The organism is Stenotrophomonas sp. CASM101 (assembly GCF_049384845.1).
Taxonomy (GTDB): domain Bacteria; phylum Pseudomonadota; class Gammaproteobacteria; order Xanthomonadales; family Xanthomonadaceae; genus Stenotrophomonas; species Stenotrophomonas hibiscicola.
In genome coordinates this window covers 239689-257048 of the sequence record NZ_JBMRFR010000001.1, presented here as the reverse complement: position 1 = coordinate 257048, position 17360 = coordinate 239689, and the positions used below count along the sequence as shown (strand labels likewise).

The 17360-nt window shown below is 63.8% G+C and carries 16 protein-coding genes; 8 read left to right on the top strand and 8 right to left on the bottom strand.

Going from position 1 to position 17360, the window contains the following annotated elements:
- Positions 1 to 84: 84 nt before the first annotated feature.
- Entirely contained in the window at positions 85 to 1647 is a 1563-nt protein-coding gene (locus VG543_RS01295) for a serine hydrolase (RefSeq protein WP_021203652.1), read from the top strand.
- A 155-nt stretch (positions 1648 to 1802) separates the two neighbouring features.
- Complete coding sequence (smrA, locus tag VG543_RS01290; protein ID WP_279936464.1) at positions 1803 to 3635, top strand: multidrug efflux ABC transporter SmrA; 1833 nt, start codon at positions 1803 to 1805, stop codon at positions 3633 to 3635.
- A gap of 39 nt (positions 3636 to 3674) precedes the next feature.
- Here the strand turns inward: smrA and VG543_RS01285 are convergent, their stop codons facing one another.
- The 4 genes from VG543_RS01285 to VG543_RS01270 all read right to left on the bottom strand — a co-directional run bounded on the left by VG543_RS01285 (position 3675) and on the right by VG543_RS01270 (position 6670).
- Positions 3675 to 4751 carry a TraB/GumN family protein gene (locus VG543_RS01285; RefSeq protein ID WP_423177519.1) on the bottom strand — a complete coding sequence of 359 codons (1077 nt, stop codon included), beginning with the start codon at positions 4749 to 4751 and terminating at the stop codon, positions 3675 to 3677.
- Positions 4752 to 4753: 2 nt separating this feature from the next.
- Positions 4754 to 5731, bottom strand: a complete 978-nt coding sequence (locus tag VG543_RS01280; RefSeq protein ID WP_021203655.1) for a hypothetical protein — start codon at positions 5729 to 5731, stop codon at positions 4754 to 4756.
- Complete coding sequence (locus VG543_RS01275) at positions 5709 to 6431, bottom strand: hypothetical protein (protein WP_423177517.1); 723 nt, start codon at positions 6429 to 6431, stop codon at positions 5709 to 5711. Before VG543_RS01275 ends, VG543_RS01280 begins: the two co-directional genes overlap by 23 nt.
- A 68-nt stretch (positions 6432 to 6499) precedes the next feature.
- The gene (locus tag VG543_RS01270) at positions 6500 to 6670 is read right to left on the bottom strand and encodes a hypothetical protein (RefSeq protein ID WP_423177516.1); all 171 of its coding nucleotides are present in this window, start codon (positions 6668 to 6670) and stop codon (positions 6500 to 6502) included.
- A gap of 602 nt (positions 6671 to 7272) precedes the next feature.
- Between VG543_RS01270 and agp the strand changes: the two genes are divergently transcribed.
- On the top strand, positions 7273 to 8442 hold the full coding sequence (gene agp / locus VG543_RS01265; RefSeq protein ID WP_423177790.1) for a bifunctional glucose-1-phosphatase/inositol phosphatase: 1170 nt from the start codon (positions 7273 to 7275) through the stop codon (positions 8440 to 8442).
- Between the two features lie 517 nt (positions 8443 to 8959).
- Here agp and VG543_RS01260 read toward each other — a convergent pair.
- The gene (locus VG543_RS01260) at positions 8960 to 10768 is read right to left on the bottom strand and encodes a DUF885 domain-containing protein (protein ID WP_423177515.1); all 1809 of its coding nucleotides are present in this window, start codon (positions 10766 to 10768) and stop codon (positions 8960 to 8962) included.
- A 112-nt stretch (positions 10769 to 10880) separates the two neighbouring features.
- Here VG543_RS01260 and VG543_RS01255 point away from each other — a divergent pair, with 112 nt between their 5' ends.
- Together VG543_RS01255 and VG543_RS01250 are read left to right on the top strand one after the other, a co-directional pair.
- Positions 10881 to 11237, top strand: coding sequence for a GFA family protein (locus VG543_RS01255; RefSeq protein ID WP_423177513.1), 357 nt, complete (start codon positions 10881 to 10883; stop codon positions 11235 to 11237).
- 32 nt (positions 11238 to 11269) lie between these two features.
- The gene (locus VG543_RS01250; RefSeq protein WP_423177788.1) at positions 11270 to 12049 is read left to right on the top strand and encodes a DUF4349 domain-containing protein; all 780 of its coding nucleotides are present in this window, start codon (positions 11270 to 11272) and stop codon (positions 12047 to 12049) included.
- A 31-nt stretch (positions 12050 to 12080) separates the two neighbouring features.
- Here VG543_RS01250 and VG543_RS01245 read toward each other — a convergent pair whose 3' ends face one another.
- Together VG543_RS01245 and VG543_RS01240 are read right to left on the bottom strand one after the other, a co-directional pair.
- Positions 12081 to 12374, bottom strand: a complete 294-nt coding sequence (locus tag VG543_RS01245) for a hypothetical protein (RefSeq protein WP_021203661.1) — start codon at positions 12372 to 12374, stop codon at positions 12081 to 12083.
- Positions 12375 to 12442: 68 nt separating this feature from the next.
- The gene (locus VG543_RS01240; RefSeq protein ID WP_171952267.1) at positions 12443 to 13387 is read right to left on the bottom strand and encodes a LysR substrate-binding domain-containing protein; all 945 of its coding nucleotides are present in this window, start codon (positions 13385 to 13387) and stop codon (positions 12443 to 12445) included.
- 115 nt (positions 13388 to 13502) lie between these two features.
- On the opposite strand from VG543_RS01240, the gene VG543_RS01235 reads away from it, so the two are divergent.
- Complete coding sequence (locus VG543_RS01235) at positions 13503 to 14375, top strand: DMT family transporter (protein WP_058983404.1); 873 nt, start codon at positions 13503 to 13505, stop codon at positions 14373 to 14375.
- A 581-nt stretch (positions 14376 to 14956) separates the two neighbouring features.
- Here the strand turns inward: VG543_RS01235 and VG543_RS01230 are convergent.
- A complete protein-coding gene (locus VG543_RS01230; RefSeq protein ID WP_423177512.1) occupies positions 14957 to 15859 on the bottom strand; it encodes a peptidylprolyl isomerase in 903 nt (300 codons plus the stop codon).
- Between the two features lie 136 nt (positions 15860 to 15995).
- Between VG543_RS01230 and VG543_RS01225 the strand changes: the two genes are divergently transcribed.
- Both VG543_RS01225 and VG543_RS01220 read left to right on the top strand, forming a co-directional pair.
- A complete protein-coding gene (locus VG543_RS01225; protein WP_021203665.1) occupies positions 15996 to 16361 on the top strand; it encodes a PadR family transcriptional regulator in 366 nt (121 codons plus the stop codon).
- Entirely contained in the window at positions 16358 to 17350 is a 993-nt protein-coding gene (locus tag VG543_RS01220; RefSeq protein ID WP_423177510.1) for a sensor domain-containing protein, read from the top strand. Before VG543_RS01225 ends, VG543_RS01220 begins: the two co-directional genes overlap by 4 nt.
- Positions 17351 to 17360 lie beyond the last annotated feature (10 nt).

Sequence of the window (17360 nt, the reverse complement as noted above, 5' to 3'; positions counted from 1 at the left end):
GGTGCGCCGCAGACCGTTACCATCCCGCGAAACCCCGGTGACGGCCTGCACATGGCCGCTACCCCTGTTCGGAGATCGTGCTGGATGAAACCCTGGATTGGAGGAGCCGTGCTGCTGGCGTGCACGACCATGGCGAGCGCTGCCACCCCGGCGCAGCTGCAGGAGCTGGATGCGACCGTCGAGCGCGTGCGCGCGCAGTTCGACGTGCCCGGTATTGCGGTGGCGGTGGTCAAGGATGGCGAGGTGGTGCTGGAGCGCGGCTGGGGCGTGCGCGAGCAGGGCAAGCCGGAACCGGTGCAGGCCGATACGCTGTTTGCCATTGCGTCCAACACCAAGGCGTTCACCGCCACTTCGCTGAACCTGCTGGCCGAGGACGGCAAGCTGAAGATGGATGACAAGGTGATCGACCACCTGCCGTCGTTCCGCATGTCCGATCCGTTCGTGACCGGGCAGATGACGATCCGCGACCTGCTGTCGCACCGCAGCGGGCTGAGCCTGGGTGCCGGCGACCTGCTGTTCTGGCCGGCCACCTCCTACAGCAATGCCGAAGTAGTCGAACGGCTGGGCAGGGTGCCGCTGAAGGGCGGTTTCCGCGAGAGCTACGCGTACGACAACATCCTGTACGCGGTTGCCCAGCAGGTGATCGAGCATGTCTCGGGCATGAGTTACCAGCAGTTCCTGCAGACGCGCATCTTCGACAAGGTGGGCATGACCGGCACGCGCTACAACGCCGATCACCTGAAGCCGGGCGACAAGGCCGCGGTCGGCCACGCCAAGTACGATTTCAAGGACCTGCGCACCGTTGCGCCGCTGACCTGGTCGAACAATGCCGGCGCCGGCGGCATCTATTCCAGCGCGCACGACATGGCGCGCTGGATGCAGGTGCAGCTGGCCGAAGGCAAGCTGGCCGACGGCACGCCGTTGTTCAGCGAGAAGAGCCAGCAGCAGATGTGGCGGATGATCACGCCGCAGTCGATCCCGGCGCCGAGCGTGCCGGAGCTGGCACCTGCGCGGGCCAACTTCGCCGGCTATGGCGAAGGTTGGAGCCTGAGCGACTACCGTGGGCAGAAGCTGGTCTGGCATACCGGTGGCTGGCCGGGCATGGTTTCGCGGCTGACCCTGGTACCGGGCGAGAAACTGGGCGTGGTGGTGCTGACCAATCAGGAAGTGGGCGCGGCGTTCAATGCGATCACCCTGAGCGTGCTCGATGCCTACCTGGGCGGTGAAAAGCATGACTGGGTGGACGCCTATGCCAAGGCCGTGGCCAAGGGACAGGACAAGGCCGACGAGGCCTGGGCCAAGCACCAGAGCGCACGCGACAAGGGCAGCAGGCCATCGCTGGCGCTGGCCGGCTACACCGGCAGCTTCCGTGACCGCTGGTATGGCGACATGCAGATCAGCGCCGAAGGCAAGGGCCTGCGCCTGCGCTTTGCGAAGACCGCGCAGCTGAGCGGGCGCCTGGAGCACTGGCAGCACGACACCTTCATCGTGCGCTGGGACGACCGTTCGCTCAACGCCGACGCCTTCGTGAACTTCAGCCTGGACCCGGATGGCAAGGTGCGCGAGGTGCGCATGCAGCCGATTTCCGACCTGACCGATTTCAGTTTCGATTTCCAGGACCTGCTGTTCACCCCGGTCAAAGAATGAGGGTAGTGCCGGCCGCTGGCCGGCAACCTCATGATCTCTGGAAACGTAGCGAGGTTGCCGGCCAGCGGCCGGCACGAACGCAGCCGCAGCGATCGTCGGCCGGCGTACACATGCGGCGTGGGATACTCCGCCGGCTAAGATGGCGAGGGAATGCGATGTTCCGTTGGTTTGAATCCCTGATTCCGGTGTTCCCGCCCGTGGATGGGCGCATGCCACCGCGCAAGGTGCTGCCGTTCTACCTGCACTACCTGCGCCCGGTGTGGCCGGTGCTGCTGGCCACGCTGATCGCCGGCCTGCTCCTGGCGCTGGTGGAAGTGGCCATGTTCGATTACCTGGGCCGCATCGTCGACATGGTCGCCGAGCAACCCGGTGCCGATTTCTTCAAGCGCCATGCCAATGAACTGGGCTGGATGCTGTTCATCACGGTCATCGCGCGGCCGATCCTGGTCGGCCTGCACAACCTGCTGGTCAACCAGGCCATCGTGCCCGGCCTGAGCAACCGCTCGCGCTGGCTGATGCACAACTACGTGGTTCGGCAGAGCCTGAGCTTCTTCCAGAACGACTTCGCTGGCAGCGTGGCCAACCGGGTTATGCAGACCGGTACCTCGTTGCGCGAGTCGGCGGTGCAGATGGTCGATTCGCTCTGGTACATCGTGGTCTACACCGGCACCGCGCTGTACCTGTTCGCGCAGGCCGACTGGCGGCTGATGCTGCCGCTGATCCTGTGGCTGCTGGCCTACGTGGTGATCATGGTCTACTTCGTGCCGCGCGCGAAGGAACGGGCATGGATCGCCTCGGAAGCACGTTCGAAGGCAATGGGCCGCATTGTCGATGGCTACACCAACATTCCCACGCTGAAGCTGTTCGCTCATGGCGGGCGTGAGCAGGCCTACGTGGCCGAGTCGATCCGGGAGCTGGCGGTCAAGCACCGCGCACAGACCCGCATCACCACCGGCATGGACCTGACCATCGCCATCGTCAACGGCTTCCTGATTGCCGGTACCTGCGGTCTCGCGCTGTGGCTGTGGAATGGCGGCCACATCACCGTCGGCGCGATCACCCTGGCCACCGGCCTGGTGATCCGCATCCACAATATGTCCGGCTGGATCATGTGGACCATCAACGGCATCTTCGAGGACATCGGTACGGTACAGGATGGCATCACCACCATTGCCCAGCCGCTGACCGTGCAGGACCGCGAGGATGCGGTGCCGCTGCAGGTGACCCGAGGCGGCGTGCATTTCCAGGACATCCACTTCCATTACGGTAAAAAGGGCGGTGTGATTGCCGGCCTGGACCTGGTGGTGAAGCCGGGCGAGAAGATCGGCCTGGTCGGTCCGTCCGGCGCCGGCAAGTCGACCCTGGTCAACGTACTGCTGCGCCTGTACGACCTGGAAAGCGGCCGCATCCTGATCGACGATCAGGACATTGCCTACGTTACGCAGGAAAGCCTGCGCCAGCAGATCGGCGTGGTTACCCAGGACACCTCGCTGCTGCATCGCTCGATCCGCGACAACCTGCTGTACGGCCGCCCGGATGCGACTGATGAGCAGCTGCGTGCAGCCGTAGCCAAGGCACGTGCCGAAGCCTTCATCGATACGCTGGTGGACGGGCAGGGGCGTCGTGGCTACGACGCGCATGTGGGCGAGCGTGGCGTGAAGCTGTCCGGTGGCCAGCGCCAGCGCATCGCCATTGCCCGCGTGCTGCTGAAGGACGCACCGATCCTGGTGCTGGACGAAGCAACCTCGGCACTGGACTCGGAAGTGGAAGCGGCGATCCAGGACAGCCTGGATGAGCTGATGGGCGGCAAGACGGTGATCGCGATCGCGCACCGGCTGTCGACCATCGCGCGCATGGACCGGCTGGTGGTGATGGACCAGGGCCGCATCGTCGAGACCGGCAGCCATGCCGAGCTGATTGCTGCCGGTGGCCTGTATGCGCGCTTGTGGGCGCGGCAGACCGGTGGCTTTGTGGCTGCCGATCAGTGACTTCGATGTGACCGCGTTGCAAGGTGCCAAGTTACATCGTCACCCGTCCGGATGATTTGAGGTTTCACTTGCTCCGATGTTTGGAGGTCGCGGCTGATCGCCAAAGAACACCCTGGCATCGGGGATGTATCCCTCGTCCACGAGTACCGCGGCCATGCCTCTTGAATGCAGAAGATCATCCAAGGGCAGAGTGGTGAAAACCGTACTGTGCCGCGAAGTAGTTGAGCGGAGCACTGCAACCCAGTGAGTTCGTCTCTGGATATCAAGGTCAATATCCATCGTAGTGGCGATCGCGTCGTTGGTCAGACGAGCCCAGCACCGGGAGGGCGATGGAGGGGCATGCAGGAGCGCGCCCGATTCAATATCTCCCTCTGCCCACGCATGACCTAGCTCATCTAGATTATCGAGCCAGGGCCGCAGGCTTGATGTGGCATCCGAGAAGCATTTGCGGTCTTTCACGGAGTCAATGTGAAAATTCTGGATAGTTTCCCTGGCGCCTCTCACCAGCATCGGGAAGCGGGCGTTGATCATCGGGATCCCATGATCGCGGGCCATGCGGTCAATGGCTCGAGAAAGTGGCTCACCGGCTCGGGCTCCACTGAATTGCAGTGCAGCATCATGAATTTTCCAAGCCGCGTACATTGGGCGCATCCTCTCAATGCTCGCGTCATGCAGGCCATAGAGAATCTTGAGATCGCTCAATCGCGTGTACTCTTCTTCGGTGAGCTCGTCACGAAGCGTTTTTCTACCTGAAAGGAACTTGAGCTTGCGGATGGCGGGCCACAGAATGAGGCTGCGAAATACCCCGCCATCGTGCTCCACGGTCACGCCCGGAGGGCTCAGAATTGCATCAGACGTCGAGATTGCTGCTTCAACGCTGCGAGTATCGATGGATAGGCTCTTTCTTAGGGGTTGAATCGTGCCCAGTACAAGCAGCGTTGAAGAGCCTTTTCTGAACTGCCAGATGCGCGGGCCGGGGGCTGAGTGGACCGCGTGGATCGCAGGAAGATGAGTTGCATCGGCATTCTCTTGATCCGTTGCGTATCCATTGATGCGCGCCATCGCCATCAGGGCGATGGCCGCCAAGGTAATGGAAGGAGAATGAAATTGATCCATGTTCAATCCAGGCATGCCGTATAACGCGTGTGTGGCTTGGTTCGCGGGTCATTGGAGAACATGTGCCAAGCTTCATCGATTGTTTCGGGGTGGAACATCGGGAACTTGGAGGATTTCATGAAGTGTTGCCTGATGTACTGCCAATAGATGGCCTGAGGTCCCATTGCACGCTCAAGGAAACGATAGACTTCAGCCATCGTCCAGTAGTCAGCTACTTCAGATGGAAGCGATGCTCGCGTCTGTATAGGCTCGATGGCATCTCCGAAAGTAATAGTTGCTCGAAGATCCCGGTCAACGACGGAGATGGCTGGCAATATGCAACTTCCGGTTTTGCGCGCCATTGCGGCGGTTCCCAGCATGATGTCCAAGGGGCGCCCCAAAAATGGAATGCAATAGGCTTCTTCGCGAAAGCGGTGGACATCGGGCATCATGATGACTGCAGCTCTATTTTTCAGTGCGCGAAGCGCTATGCCTATCCCTCTGGCATTCGAGTGGATGATGCTCGCGCGGCATCCGGCGTGATTGAAGAGCCGGTGGTACAGGTCGTCGAACAATTCGTTGCCTGCATGGTTCTTTGGGTCGCCATAGAAGATGTAGATGTCACGCAGATGGCGAATGTGCTCCATCAGACGGACCGCAGACAGGATATAGTGGCCGTGATGCGGCAGTGCGATCACAACTCCCCTGTCGGCAGGGAGCTTTCCATCGATTGAGGAGTAGTCGGAACGGTCGATGCAGTGGACCGCCTCCAACAGTGACGGGCGGCAAAGGTCAGCCAACTGGGAGCTGATGGAGGCTTTCGATTGATACCAGCTGTAGTAGGAATCCATATCGAGTCCGCTGACTTCGCATGCGGAGAGGATGGCTTTCCTTTCCCTATCGGAAAGGGTCAATCCAAGCTGTTGCTCTGTCTGGACGCTGTGCCGAAAGGTGGCCTCCGGGGCAGGCTGACGACTCTCATGTGCTTGACTTTCGTGCATCCTGGACCTCCTTTGCTGGCTGCGATGCGCGGTAGAGGTTCTTGAGTTGTCCATGGAGCCAATCGAAATGCTTGGGATTGAAGTCAGGATGCTTCCAGTACATGTGCATCAGAGCTGAGTGAAAGACACGCTGACGGAATCTGCTCTCGACTAGCCGTGTAGCAGGCCATCGCTTTGTCTGAACTGGTTGCGCGAGCCAGTCTCCTCCAAGCTTCTGGTTGGAATCCAGATGGTTCGAAATAGTGCGCAGAACGGAAGTGATGGGTGAGCAGGGTGGCAATTTGATCGTGTCATCGCATGTGCCTGTCATGATTTGAAATTCGTGGATGCTGTTGAGGACTCCTTCCACCAGAGGCAGGTAGCGCTGCTGCCCGTGGTGGGACGTCAAGACAGGAGCGTCAAGGCTGGATGCAAGCTGGTCACTGAACACGATAATGGTGTGAATTCCCGCATCACCCTCCAGTTTGCGAAGCGCGTCGGATGGCGTTGTCGAGTAAGCGGGATCTGTGCCAATTATCTCGGTGATCAATCCCCTTCTGCGGAGTTCGATAGCGCGATTAATATTGGATCGAGTCGTCGCGGCAATGATTGCGGTCGATGATGATGTGTCGTTTGGCAAGGGGAATGTTCCATCGCATCGCATGCGGCTTTGTTCTGGGCTTTGTGCTATTCGGCTCATGCCGTCATGACTGCGAGTCATCGTGATTCTGATCCTGTTTGATAGTGTTGATGGCACGCATCCACGCCGCGTGCCATCAACGGAGTCTGTCAGCGCTCTTCGTAATTGTTCGATCCGCAGCAGTCACTGCTGAATGCGGCTACTTTGATTTCGTCCGCCTCGGTTTCAAACATTGCGTCGAGGGATCTTGCATTTGCGCTGGATGATTTCATCCATGCGGCGACGGCGTTTGGATCTGAAATGGTTGCGGATGCGTGCATGACGTAATTCCTTTTATAGGTGTGTGTTGATGACCAGGGCACATCCCTTGGTCGGCATCAAGAATGCGCCGTCCGTATGGCTACTTGCTGTCAGTGGTAGCGGGTTCGTTGCGTAGGACTTCTCTTTTAATTTCTGCATCAGTCTCGTAGTCGAGCAAGCTGCTCTGCGCGTTGTGTCCGTGGCTTGTTCTGATGCCTGGAGCTTCTCTTGAATGTCGGGGCCGGGGATGTAGCGCAGGGCGGCGTCGAGATCCTGGATCGGTTCGGCGCTCGCGTGTATCAATCAGACGAGGACGTGACTCAGGGAGCATCCTCGAGTGGGAGGCGATCACTGGATATTTCACGACTGGATGCGTTTGCATCGCGTGTCGGGGATGTCATGGGTTGACGGTGCTACCATCCCCATTCGGTAGCTCGGAGAACGGTCTGTTCACCGTTTTGACATTGCCGTGCCGACCGTTGATCAGCAGACATGGGCTCGAGACTCTATCTGCACTATAGGAGCAGTGATGCAGGTTCAATCGTGCTCAAAGAGTCGGATGCACTTCCGTATCTTTCGTTGCCTATCGCTGGTGACGAGCCTTGTGACCGCTGTTCCAGCCATGGCGGACAATGGCGAGGTGAGCGGAACACGTGAGGGCTCACTTGAGCAGGTCATCCTGCTCAGCCGCCACAACCTGCGCGCGCCGGTGGTGGCGTCGGGCGCGCTGGCCAATGCCACTCCGGAGCGCTGGCCAGGCTGGGACGTGGGCGCAGGCGAGCTCACCACCAAAGGCGGCGTGCTGGAGGTCTATATGGGCCGTTACATGGGCCAGTGGCTGCGTCAGGCGCAGCTGTTGCCGGCTTCGGGTTGCCCGCAGTTGGCTGACTTCCACGCCCATGCCAACAGCCTTCAGCGCACCCAGGCCACCGCGCAGTTCTTCGTTGCCGGTGCCTTCCCGGGCTGTCATGTCGCGGTCGAGCAGCGCATGGCGCTGGGCACGATGGATCCGTTGTTCAATCCGGTGATCCACAACAGAGACACGGTCTTCCGCGAGCGCGCTATGTCGGCAATGCAGCGAGCGCTGGCCGCATCGGAACTGGCACCGGCACTGTCCGTGGTGGAGCAGATCACCCGCTACCCGCAGTCGGCGGCCTGTGCGGGGCACAGCGAGTGCCATCTGATGCTGGCCGACACGATCTTCAATGCGGAACCGGGCAAGGAACCACGCGCGTCCGGTTCGCTGGCCCTGGCCAGCGGGTTGGTCGATGCCCTGTTGATGGAGCACTACCAGGGCAGTGGCATCCCCCGCGAAGGCTGGGGCCGGTTGACCACCGAGGCGCAATGGCAGGCGCTGGCGCAGATCCGCAACCGCTACCAGGACATCCTGTTCGGAACGCCCGAAGTGGCGCGCGATGTGGCCGCCCCGCTGCTGGCAAGAGTGAGTGCGTTGTTCGAGGACCCGGCATCGCCAAAGGTGAGCCTGCTGGTCGGCCACGATTCCAACATTGGTTCGGTGCTGGTGGCGTTGGGAATCACGGACTACAGCCTGCCGGGGCAGTACGAGAAGACGCCGATCGGCGGCCTGCTGCAGTTCGAGCGCTGGCGTGATCGTGGGGCCGGTGAAGTGCGTTACCGGTTGGTGTATGTCTATCCCACGCGCGAGCAGCTACGTGGTGCGATCCCGTTGACCGACGCACAGCCGCCGGGCCGGGTGGAGCTGATGCTGCCGGGCTGCGCGCAGTCGGGTTGCAGTGAAGCGCAGTTCAACAACCTGTTGCATTCACCTTGAATCCGGGATGGATGGCGGCGTCGCAGTGTGATGAGACGGAAGCAGCTTCGCGCCCCTTATGCTCGGATTCGAGTAGTCTCCAGCAATCAACCAAGCGATCCCGGTGAATCATGAACATCACGGACTTTCTTGTAATGGACGGTGATGGAGATGAAATATGGGCCGACCCCCATGGCAGCAACATTGCCTTTACGTGTTTTGATTGTGGATATCCCGTGGTGGCTGATGCCTCGGAGAACCAACGTGGGAGCGATGAGGATTGTCCCGCTGCCTGCCGCGGGTGTGGTGTGGAGTACTTCCTCGATTTGAGACTGGACTCGAGGAAGCTGTATATCCACATCGTCTGATTGAGTGGCGGCAGAAGCGGTGCGAACCAAGGTTCGCACCCACCAGGATGGCAGTTCGCACCCACCAGGATGGCAGTTCGCACCACCAGGATGGCAGTTCGCAACCGCCAGAACAGAAAACGGCCCGGGTTTTTCCCCGGGCCGTTATCATTCAGCTCACACCGGCGCGATCACTCGATCGGCTGGTCCAGCATCAGCTGGCGGGCGAAACGCACCGGCGGTGCGCCGTAGGACAGCATCTGGTCGTGGTAGGCCTTGAGGTTGAACTTGTCGCCCAGCTTCTCCTGCACCGCCTTGCGGGTGTCGAAGTGTTCCTGCGCACCGACGAAGTAGGTCGGCAGCTGCGCCGAGGTCAGCTGCGCGCGCACCCACTTGCCGGCCGCTTCGCTTTCCTGCTGGAACGCGTCGTGGGTCATCAGGTGCATCGCCTTCTCGCGATCCCAGTTGTCCACGTGCACGCCCTGGTCGAGGATCGCGTTGGAGATCGTGCGCAGGTAGAACTTCAGCTGCACCAGGTGGAACAGCGGGTCGTTGTTGAGGTAACCCTGCTCCTGCATCATGCGCTCGGTGTAGACCGCCCAGCCTTCGGCGAACAGGCCCGAACGCAGCACCGCACGCAGGGTGGAAGGGAACTTGGCCGAATGCCAGCCCTCCAGGTAATGGCCCGGGGTGCCTTCGTGGATGCTCAGCAGGTGGATCATGCGCGAGTTGTACTCACGCAGGAACGAGTCGACCTGCTTGTCGTTCCAGTCGTCCGGAATCGGCGACACGGCGTAGAAGGTCTTCAGGTTCTTGTCCAGCGGACCCGGCGAATCGCAGTAGGCCACGGCCACGCCACGTTGGAATTCCGGCATCAGGATGATGTCCACCGGCGCTTCGGGCAGCGTCATCAGGTCGTGCTCGCGCACGAATGCGGTGGACTGCTCCAGCGCGGCCTTGGCATCGTCGACGACCTTGTCGCGTGCCGGCTTGTCGGCGTAGGCCAGTTCCAGCGCAGCTTCGATCGCCTTCTGCTGCTGCTCGTCGGTCGGCTGGGCCGGCATCTCCGGCGCACCCGGCTTGTCCTTCAGCACGGTCTGCGCGATGCCGTACATGTCCTCGCGCACACGCTTGAGTTCGGCGCGCGCACGGTCACCGATCTCCTGGCGCGACAGCGAGGAGCTGAGCGCGAACTTCAGCTTCTGGTCGTACTTCTCCGCGCCTATGCGGAAGTCGCCCTTGGCGTTCGGCACCAGGGTCTTGTCCAACCAGGTCTGCTGCTCGTCCACGGCCTTCTTCAGGCCGTCGATGGCGGCCTGCAGGCGCTGCTGGTCGGCCTGCGGCAGTTCACCGATGTGCGGGGTGATGAAGGTATCGACGATGCTGAGGATGCCCTTGTTCTGCTTGGCCACCGTCTCGGCGTGGATCTTCGGCACGCGCGCCGGATCCAGGTTCTCGCGGGCCTGGGCGAAGATCGCCGGCAGCTTTTCCATGCGCGCGGTGGCCGACTTCAGGCGCTCCGGCAGTGGCGCGAACTCGCGCGCCATCAGGCCGTAGATCGCGCTGCCGGCGATGCCGTTGTACAGCTGCGGGTCCCACTTGCCGGACTGAAGCACTTCGGCGTTCCAGATTTCCGACTGCAGCTGGTTGCGCAGGATCGCCGCGTCCACCTGGTTCTCGCGGCCCAGCTTGGCCACGTCGATCTTGTCCAGCTCGCCCAGCAGCGCCTTGTAGGCGGCCACGGTCTTCTGCTGGCCGGCGGCACTGAGGTCGTCCAGTTCGCTGTCGTAGCGGTGGTCACCGATCTGGGTGGCGCTGACCGGCGACAGCTGCATCCAGGTATCCAGCGCGCGCTTGGAGAGATCGGCGAAGGCGGCATCGACCGCCGCATCACCGGCCTGCTGGCTGGCGGCCGGGGTGGAAGCGTTGGTCGGGGCGTCGGCCGGCTGGCAACCGGCCAGCGCAGCGACCAGGGCGAGGGCAAGAAGATGCGGGCGCATCGGCATTCCTGTACGGGGTCAAACCCTGAGCATAGGGCCGCGTGGCTGCTTTGTCCCCGTGCCATAGGATTACCATGGGCGCAGACAAGGACCCTCCAAAGGAGCGCAGAACATGGAATACCAGGGAAGCTGCCATTGCGGCAGGATCGCATTCACCGTACAGGCCGAGGCGCCGATCAGGGACGTCATCGACTGCAACTGCTCGATGTGCCGGCGTCGCGGCAGCCTGCTGTGGTTTGCCCCGCGTGCAGCGTTCCAGCTGACCACCGATCCGGCTGACGTGGCCACCTACCACTTCAACAAGGCCCACATCGACCATCACCACTGCCGCGAATGTGGCGTCGCCCCCTACAGCGAAGCGGTCGATCCGCGTAGCGGCACACCGATGGTGGCGGTGAACGTGCGCTGCGTGCCGCAGGTCGATCTGGCTGGCCTTTCGGTGACCTCCTACGACGGAGCCGCACTGTGACGGGCGTGCGCGCCTGGACGCGCAGCCTGGCGATGCCGGTGGTGCTGCTGGCATTGGCGGGCTGCGCCAAGCAGGGCGACATGGCCGCGGATGCGGGCGCCCCGGCCGCCGAAGCGGCCGTCGCGTCGCCAGAAGGTGCGTTCCTCGCCTATGAACATGACGTGCAGGTGCAGCTGGAGGCGGCAAAGATCGCGCCGCGCATCCAGCAGATCGCCCAAGCCTGCCAGAGCGCGAAGTTCGGCGACTGCGCGGTATTGCAGGTCGACCAGCGCAGTGGCGAGCAACCCAGCGGTGAGGTCAAGGTGCGCATCGCGCCGAAGGGCGCCGAGCCGCTGATCGCGATGGCCGGTGAGGGCGGAACGCTGCAGTCGCGCACCACCCGCGCCGAGGATCTGGCACAGGCCGTGGCAGACACGGCGCTGACCAAGGCGCGGCTTGAAAAGGAGCACGCCCGCCTGCTGTCCTACCAGGACCGCAAGGACCTGAAGATCGAAGATCTGATGGCGATCACCACGCGCCTGTCAGAGATCGAGGCGGGTGTCGAACAGGCCAGCAAGGACGCCGCGCAGCAGCGTCGTCGCATCGATACCCAGCTGGTGACGCTGCACTTCGAGACCACCTCTGGCCAGCGCAGCCGCAGCGAGATCGGCGAGGCGCTGAGCGAATCGGGCGGCATCCTCGGCAGCAGCATTGCGTTCCTGATCCGCGCGGTGGCGGCCCTGCTGCCGGTGGGCGTGCTGGCCCTGGTCGTGGCCTGGGGGGCCCGCGCGTGGTGGCGTCGCCGCCGCCGCACGCTGCCGCCCAACGTCTGAGGTCAAGGCTGATGCCGGCAGCCCGCCGGCATCAGCCCTCGTCGGTTTCGTACTCGACGAACACATCCAGTTCCAGCGCCAGATCCTGCACGGCGTCGCGCACCTTCTGCGCGGTGCTTTCATTGCCCACTTCCACTTCCAGCTCGTGGATGCCCGGGCCGATGTCATCGGACAGCCCGGCCGAGCTGGAGTCGTCGTCGTCCATGTGCGGCATCAGGTCGTCGGTTTCCTCGACATGCTCGATGCCATCCAGGCCGAGCAGCAGGTCGCTGATGGCACGGGCGTCGTCTTCGGTTCCGGTAATGCGCAGTCGCAGCATGGCCATGGCGTAGGTACGCTGTGGAGTTGCCTGCAGCCTAGCCAGCATCGGGCAAAGAATGGGTGAGGGCGAAGTCAGGTGGGCGTGGCCGGGCGCCCGAGCAGGCTGTCCGGCAATGCCGGAATCGGTGTGCGTTCGTCCTGCGCCTGTTCCAGCAGCCAGTCGATGAACAGGCGTGCGGCCGGGCTGGGCGGTTGTCCTTCGGCATGCACTACGTGATACGCATAGCGCGCCTTCAGCGCCGGGCCGGGCAGGCGCACCACCTCGTAGCGCTGCAGGTAGGGCTGGGCGATGTGGGTGCGCGCCAGCACCGCGCCCATGCCATACACCGCTGCACGCATCGCGTCGGTGCTGTCGGCGAAGGTGTGCATGGGGGGCAGCGGCGACGGCGTGCGCACGCCGGCGTGGCGGAACCAGTCGCGCCAGCCCTGCGGCGACAGGTCGGTCAGCAGCGGCAGGTCGGCGATGCGCGCCGGATCGACCAGCGTTTCGACGCCGGCCAGTGCCGGTGAGGCGACCGGGAACAGGTAGTCATCCATCAGGTGCTGCGCACGCAGGCCGGGCCATTGGCCCAGGCCGTAGCGGATGCCCACTTCCGGGCCGTTGTCGTCATAGCGATCCAGCCCGCTGCCGGTATGCAGCTCGATGCGGATGTGCGGGTAGGCCTGGGTGAAGCGCGGCAGCCGTGGCAGCAGCCAGCAGTAGGACAGCGAGCGCAGCGTGGTGATGCGCAGCGGCACGCTGTCGGCATCCGGCTGCAGGTGATGGGCGACGGCCGCGACATCGGTGAAGGCGGCGCTGGCAGCGTCGGCCAGTTGCCGGCCCTCGGCAGTCAGGCGCACGCCGCGGGCGTGGCGCAGGAACAGGCGAACTTCAAGTACTTCTTCCAGGCGGCGGACGTGGTGGCTGACCGCGCTGGCGGTCAGGTGCAGCTCCTGCGCGGCCTGGGCGAAGTTCTGGTGGCGCGCCGCGACCGCGAACACGGCCAGTGCGGGTAGCAGGGAAGGGCGTAGCAGCATGTCGAGCCTCAAACCATATTTGTGGCTGGCAGCGATACTACGCGCTTGTGCCGCGGGCGTCTGCGCCTGATCCTGTCCGCCTTGGCGAAGAATTGACGATGTACGGAGGCAAGGCATGAATGCGGTCCCACAGGCGGCCGAGCGCGATTGGCGCACGCCGCTGGAATTGACCCTGCTGGGCGCCATCTGGGGCTGCTCGTTCCTGTTCATGCGGGTGGCGGTGCCGTCGTTCGGCCCGTTCGCGCTGGTCGAGGTGCGGCTGGTGCTGGGTGCGCTGGTGCTGCTGCCGTTCCTGTGGCGCGCCCGCGCGCAGTTCCCGCCGCGGCGCTGGCTGTGGCTGGCGCCGATCGGCCTGATCAACTCGGCGTTGCCGTTCGTGCTGTTCGCCTATGCAGCGGAACAGGCGCCGGCGGCGATCGGCGCGATCTGCAATGCGATGACGGTGCTGTTCGCCGCGCTGATCGCGTTCCTGTTCTTCGGCGAGAAGATCGGCATGCGCCGTGCCGGGGCGCTGCTGGTCGGCTTCGCCGGCGTGGTGGTGCTGGCCACGGCCAAGGTTTCCGGCCTGAGCATCGGCACCGCAGTGCTGGCCGGTGCGGCGGCATCGCTGCTGTACGGCCTGGGCGTGAACCTGGTGAAGCGGCACATGACCGGGTTGCCGTCGGCCGCCGCCGCGGCGGCAACGCTGTCCTGCGCCTCGCTGTGGATGCTGCCGATGGCGGTCAGCCACTGGCCGCAGGCGGCGATTCCGGCCAAGGCCTGGGGCGCGGCGATCGCCCTCGGCGTGGCCTGCACCGGGCTGGCGTTCCTGATGTTCTATCGCCTGATCGGCCGTATCGGCCCGTCGCGTGCGTCGACGGTGACCTACCTGATTCCGTTGTTCGGTGCGGCGTTTGCGTGGTTGTTCCTGGGGGAGGCGGTGACGGTACAGATGCTGGTGGCGGGGGCGTTGATTCTGGGGAGCGTGGCGGTGAGTCAGAAGGGCTGAGGCGTTGGCGTTTTGCGCGTGGCGCGTGCTGAAGGTGCTTCATTGTTCATGGGCGTTACTTTTCTTTGTACGCAAAGAAAAGTAACCAAAAGAAACGTTCCGCCGGCCGCGAGCCGGTGCTGCGCACCGGTACCCTGCGCTCCGCGGCCCGTCGAGGGACGGCGCGGGAACTCGCTGCACTCAAACACCCGCGCCTCTTCGCCCTCGCCGGACCTGCGGTGCTCGGCTCGCTCAAGGCGGACCCAAGATCAAAGGCAAAAGCGGTCGCTTCGCTCGCCGGGCCCGGCCCGGCACTACCAAACATCGTCGTGCAGCTGTGGCTCTTGACCTTGAGTCCGCCTTGAGCGAGCCGAGCATCGCAGGGGAATCAGGGGCGAAGAGGTGCCGATGTCTGAGCGCAGCGAGTTCGGCACCGTCCCCTGATTCACCGAGAAGCGCAGGGGACCGACGTGCGAAGCACGGCGGCTCGCGACCTGGCGGCGCGTTTCTTTTGGTTACTTTTCTTTTCGCGCGAAAAGAAAAGTGACGCCCATGAACAGTGAAGCACCTTCAGCACGCGCCACGTGCAGGAAGCCAGGCTCCTACCGCACCGGCACCGGAATATTGCACAGATCGATATGCCCGGCCGGACGCTTGTAGAAATCATCCACGCGATTGCGCCGTGCCTCCACCGTATCGGCAAAGGTCTTCGAGTCGGTACGCAGTACCTGGATCGGCGTGCGCTCTGCCGCCGGTACGTCGCTGGCGCGGCGGATCGATACGATCGGCTTGCGCAGCTTCGGGTCGGTGTAGAAGCCCATCGGCGCCGGTCCGCGCGGCGTTGCGCTGAGCAGCTCCATGCCCTTCAGCACGCGACCAACCAGCGTGATGTTGCGGTCCAGCTGGCGCGGTGACTGGCCGGTCACCACGTACAGTTCGGCGCCGATGCTGCTGTCTTCCTCGTTGCTGCGGCCGGCACCGAGCATGCCGTAGCAGTGCGCCAGCCAGGTCTTGCCGGCCTGCGGGTCCTGGCCGACCGGGAAGCCGTCGACGAAACCGGTCTGCGCGGCCCAGCCATCGCGATCCGGCAGCACGCTGACCTTCAGGCCAGCGCTGGCGCGCTCGAATTCAGCCGGCAGCTTGCGCGCGGCGCTGCCGAACGGCTTGGCCTTGGCCGCGTCATCGGCGTCGGCATCGCCGAACTGCACCACGAAGTTGTCCTGAGAGCGGTAGATGCTGGTGCCGTCCCAGAAGTGCTCGTGGGCGAAGGTCTGGATGTTGGCGACATGGCGCGGGGCGAACTGCGGCGCCAGCTCGATGATCACCCGCCCAGCCGGCAGGTCCATGTACAGCAGGTTGGCCGGGTCCGGCGTGCGCCAGTCGCTGGCGGCCGAAGCGTCCAGGATCTGCTGCGGGCTGCGGTAAGGCGAGGCCGCGCTGGCCATGGCGGGCAACAGGCAGGCCAGGGCGAGGGCGGTCAGGGCAAGGCGACGACGGTGCGGCATGGGAACCCCGGAACATGAACGAGGCTTCGATTCTGCGCGAGCAATTCGGTCACGCCAACCGGCAGAGTGACTAACGACACATTCGCTATACCGAACTTCGCACTACTGTGGACTTCAACGTAGTGGAGGGCAGGTCATGGTCGAAGACGATGTCCACCTGAAGAAGTTCCAGAAGGAGCTCAGCGCCGGAACCGTGTCGCTGGCCCTGCTGGCGGTGCTGGCCCGGGCCGGGGAGCCGCTGTACGGCTATCTCATTGCCAAGGAGCTGGAGCGGGTGGGCGAGGGCGTGCTGAGCGGCAAGCAGAGCGCGCTGTACCCGGTGCTGCGCAACCTGGAGGGCGCCGGGCTGCTGGAAAGCCATGTGGAGCCATCCAGCAGTGGTCCGCCCCGGCGCTACTACCGCATCAATGAACGTGGCCGCGAGGTGCTGGCGCAGTGGCGCCAAGCCTGGCAGGCCACCCGTGATTCCGTCGATTCCGTGTTGGAGGGGGTACCGCAATGAACGACCCGAGCCTGGCAGGCCGAGCCCTGCCGACCACCATCCCGCAGTATCTGGCGCAGCTGCGCGCGGCGCTGGAAGGTGCCGATCCGGCGATGGTGCAGGACGCGTTGTACGACGCCGAGGAATACCTGCGCTCGGAGCTGGCGGCGCAGCCCGGCCGCAGCGAAGCCGAGGTCATCGCCGACGTGGCCGGCAGCTATGGCGCCCCGGACGAAGTGGCCGAGATCTACCGCGAGACCGAAGTGACGGTGAACCGCGCGCTGCGCACGCCGCGTGCGGATACCACCGCGCCGGTGCTGCGTGCAGCGGCCGAAGCCAGTGGCGTCGAGCCGGCCTCACCGCCGCAGGCGCCGGTGCAGCGTTCGCTGCTGGCGCGCTTCTTCGGCGTGGTGACCGATCCGCACACCTACGGTGCGCTGTTCTACATGCTGCTGTCGCTGGCCACCGGCATCTTCTTCTTCACCTGGGTGGTGACCGGCCTGTCATTGTCGCTGGGCCTGCTGATCCTGATCATCGGCATTCCGCTGACCGTGCTGTTCTTCGGCTCGGTGCGCGGGCTGGCGCTGCTGGAAGGGCGGTTGGTGGAAGCACTGCTGGGCGAGCGCATGCCGCGCCGCCCGCGTTACACCGACCGCAGCCGCACCTGGCTGCAGCGCATCGGCGACATGTTCACCGATGGCCGTACCTGGCTGACCCTGCTGTACTTCGTGCTGATGCTGCCGCTGGGCGTCATCTACTTCACCATCGCGGTGACGTTGCTGTCGCTGTCACTGGGGTTCATCTGGGCACCGGTGGCCGCACTGTTCAGCGGTGACATTCCGGGCGTGTACGTCGACGGCGTGAACGTGTTGCCGATGGCCGCTTCGCCGCTGGTGGGCATCGTGATCGCCGCCGTGGGCGTACTGCTGCTGTTGTTGACCATGCACCTGGCACGCGGCGTCGGCAAACTGCATGGTCTGATCGCCAAGAACCTGCTGGTGCGGTTGTAAGCGGGAGCCC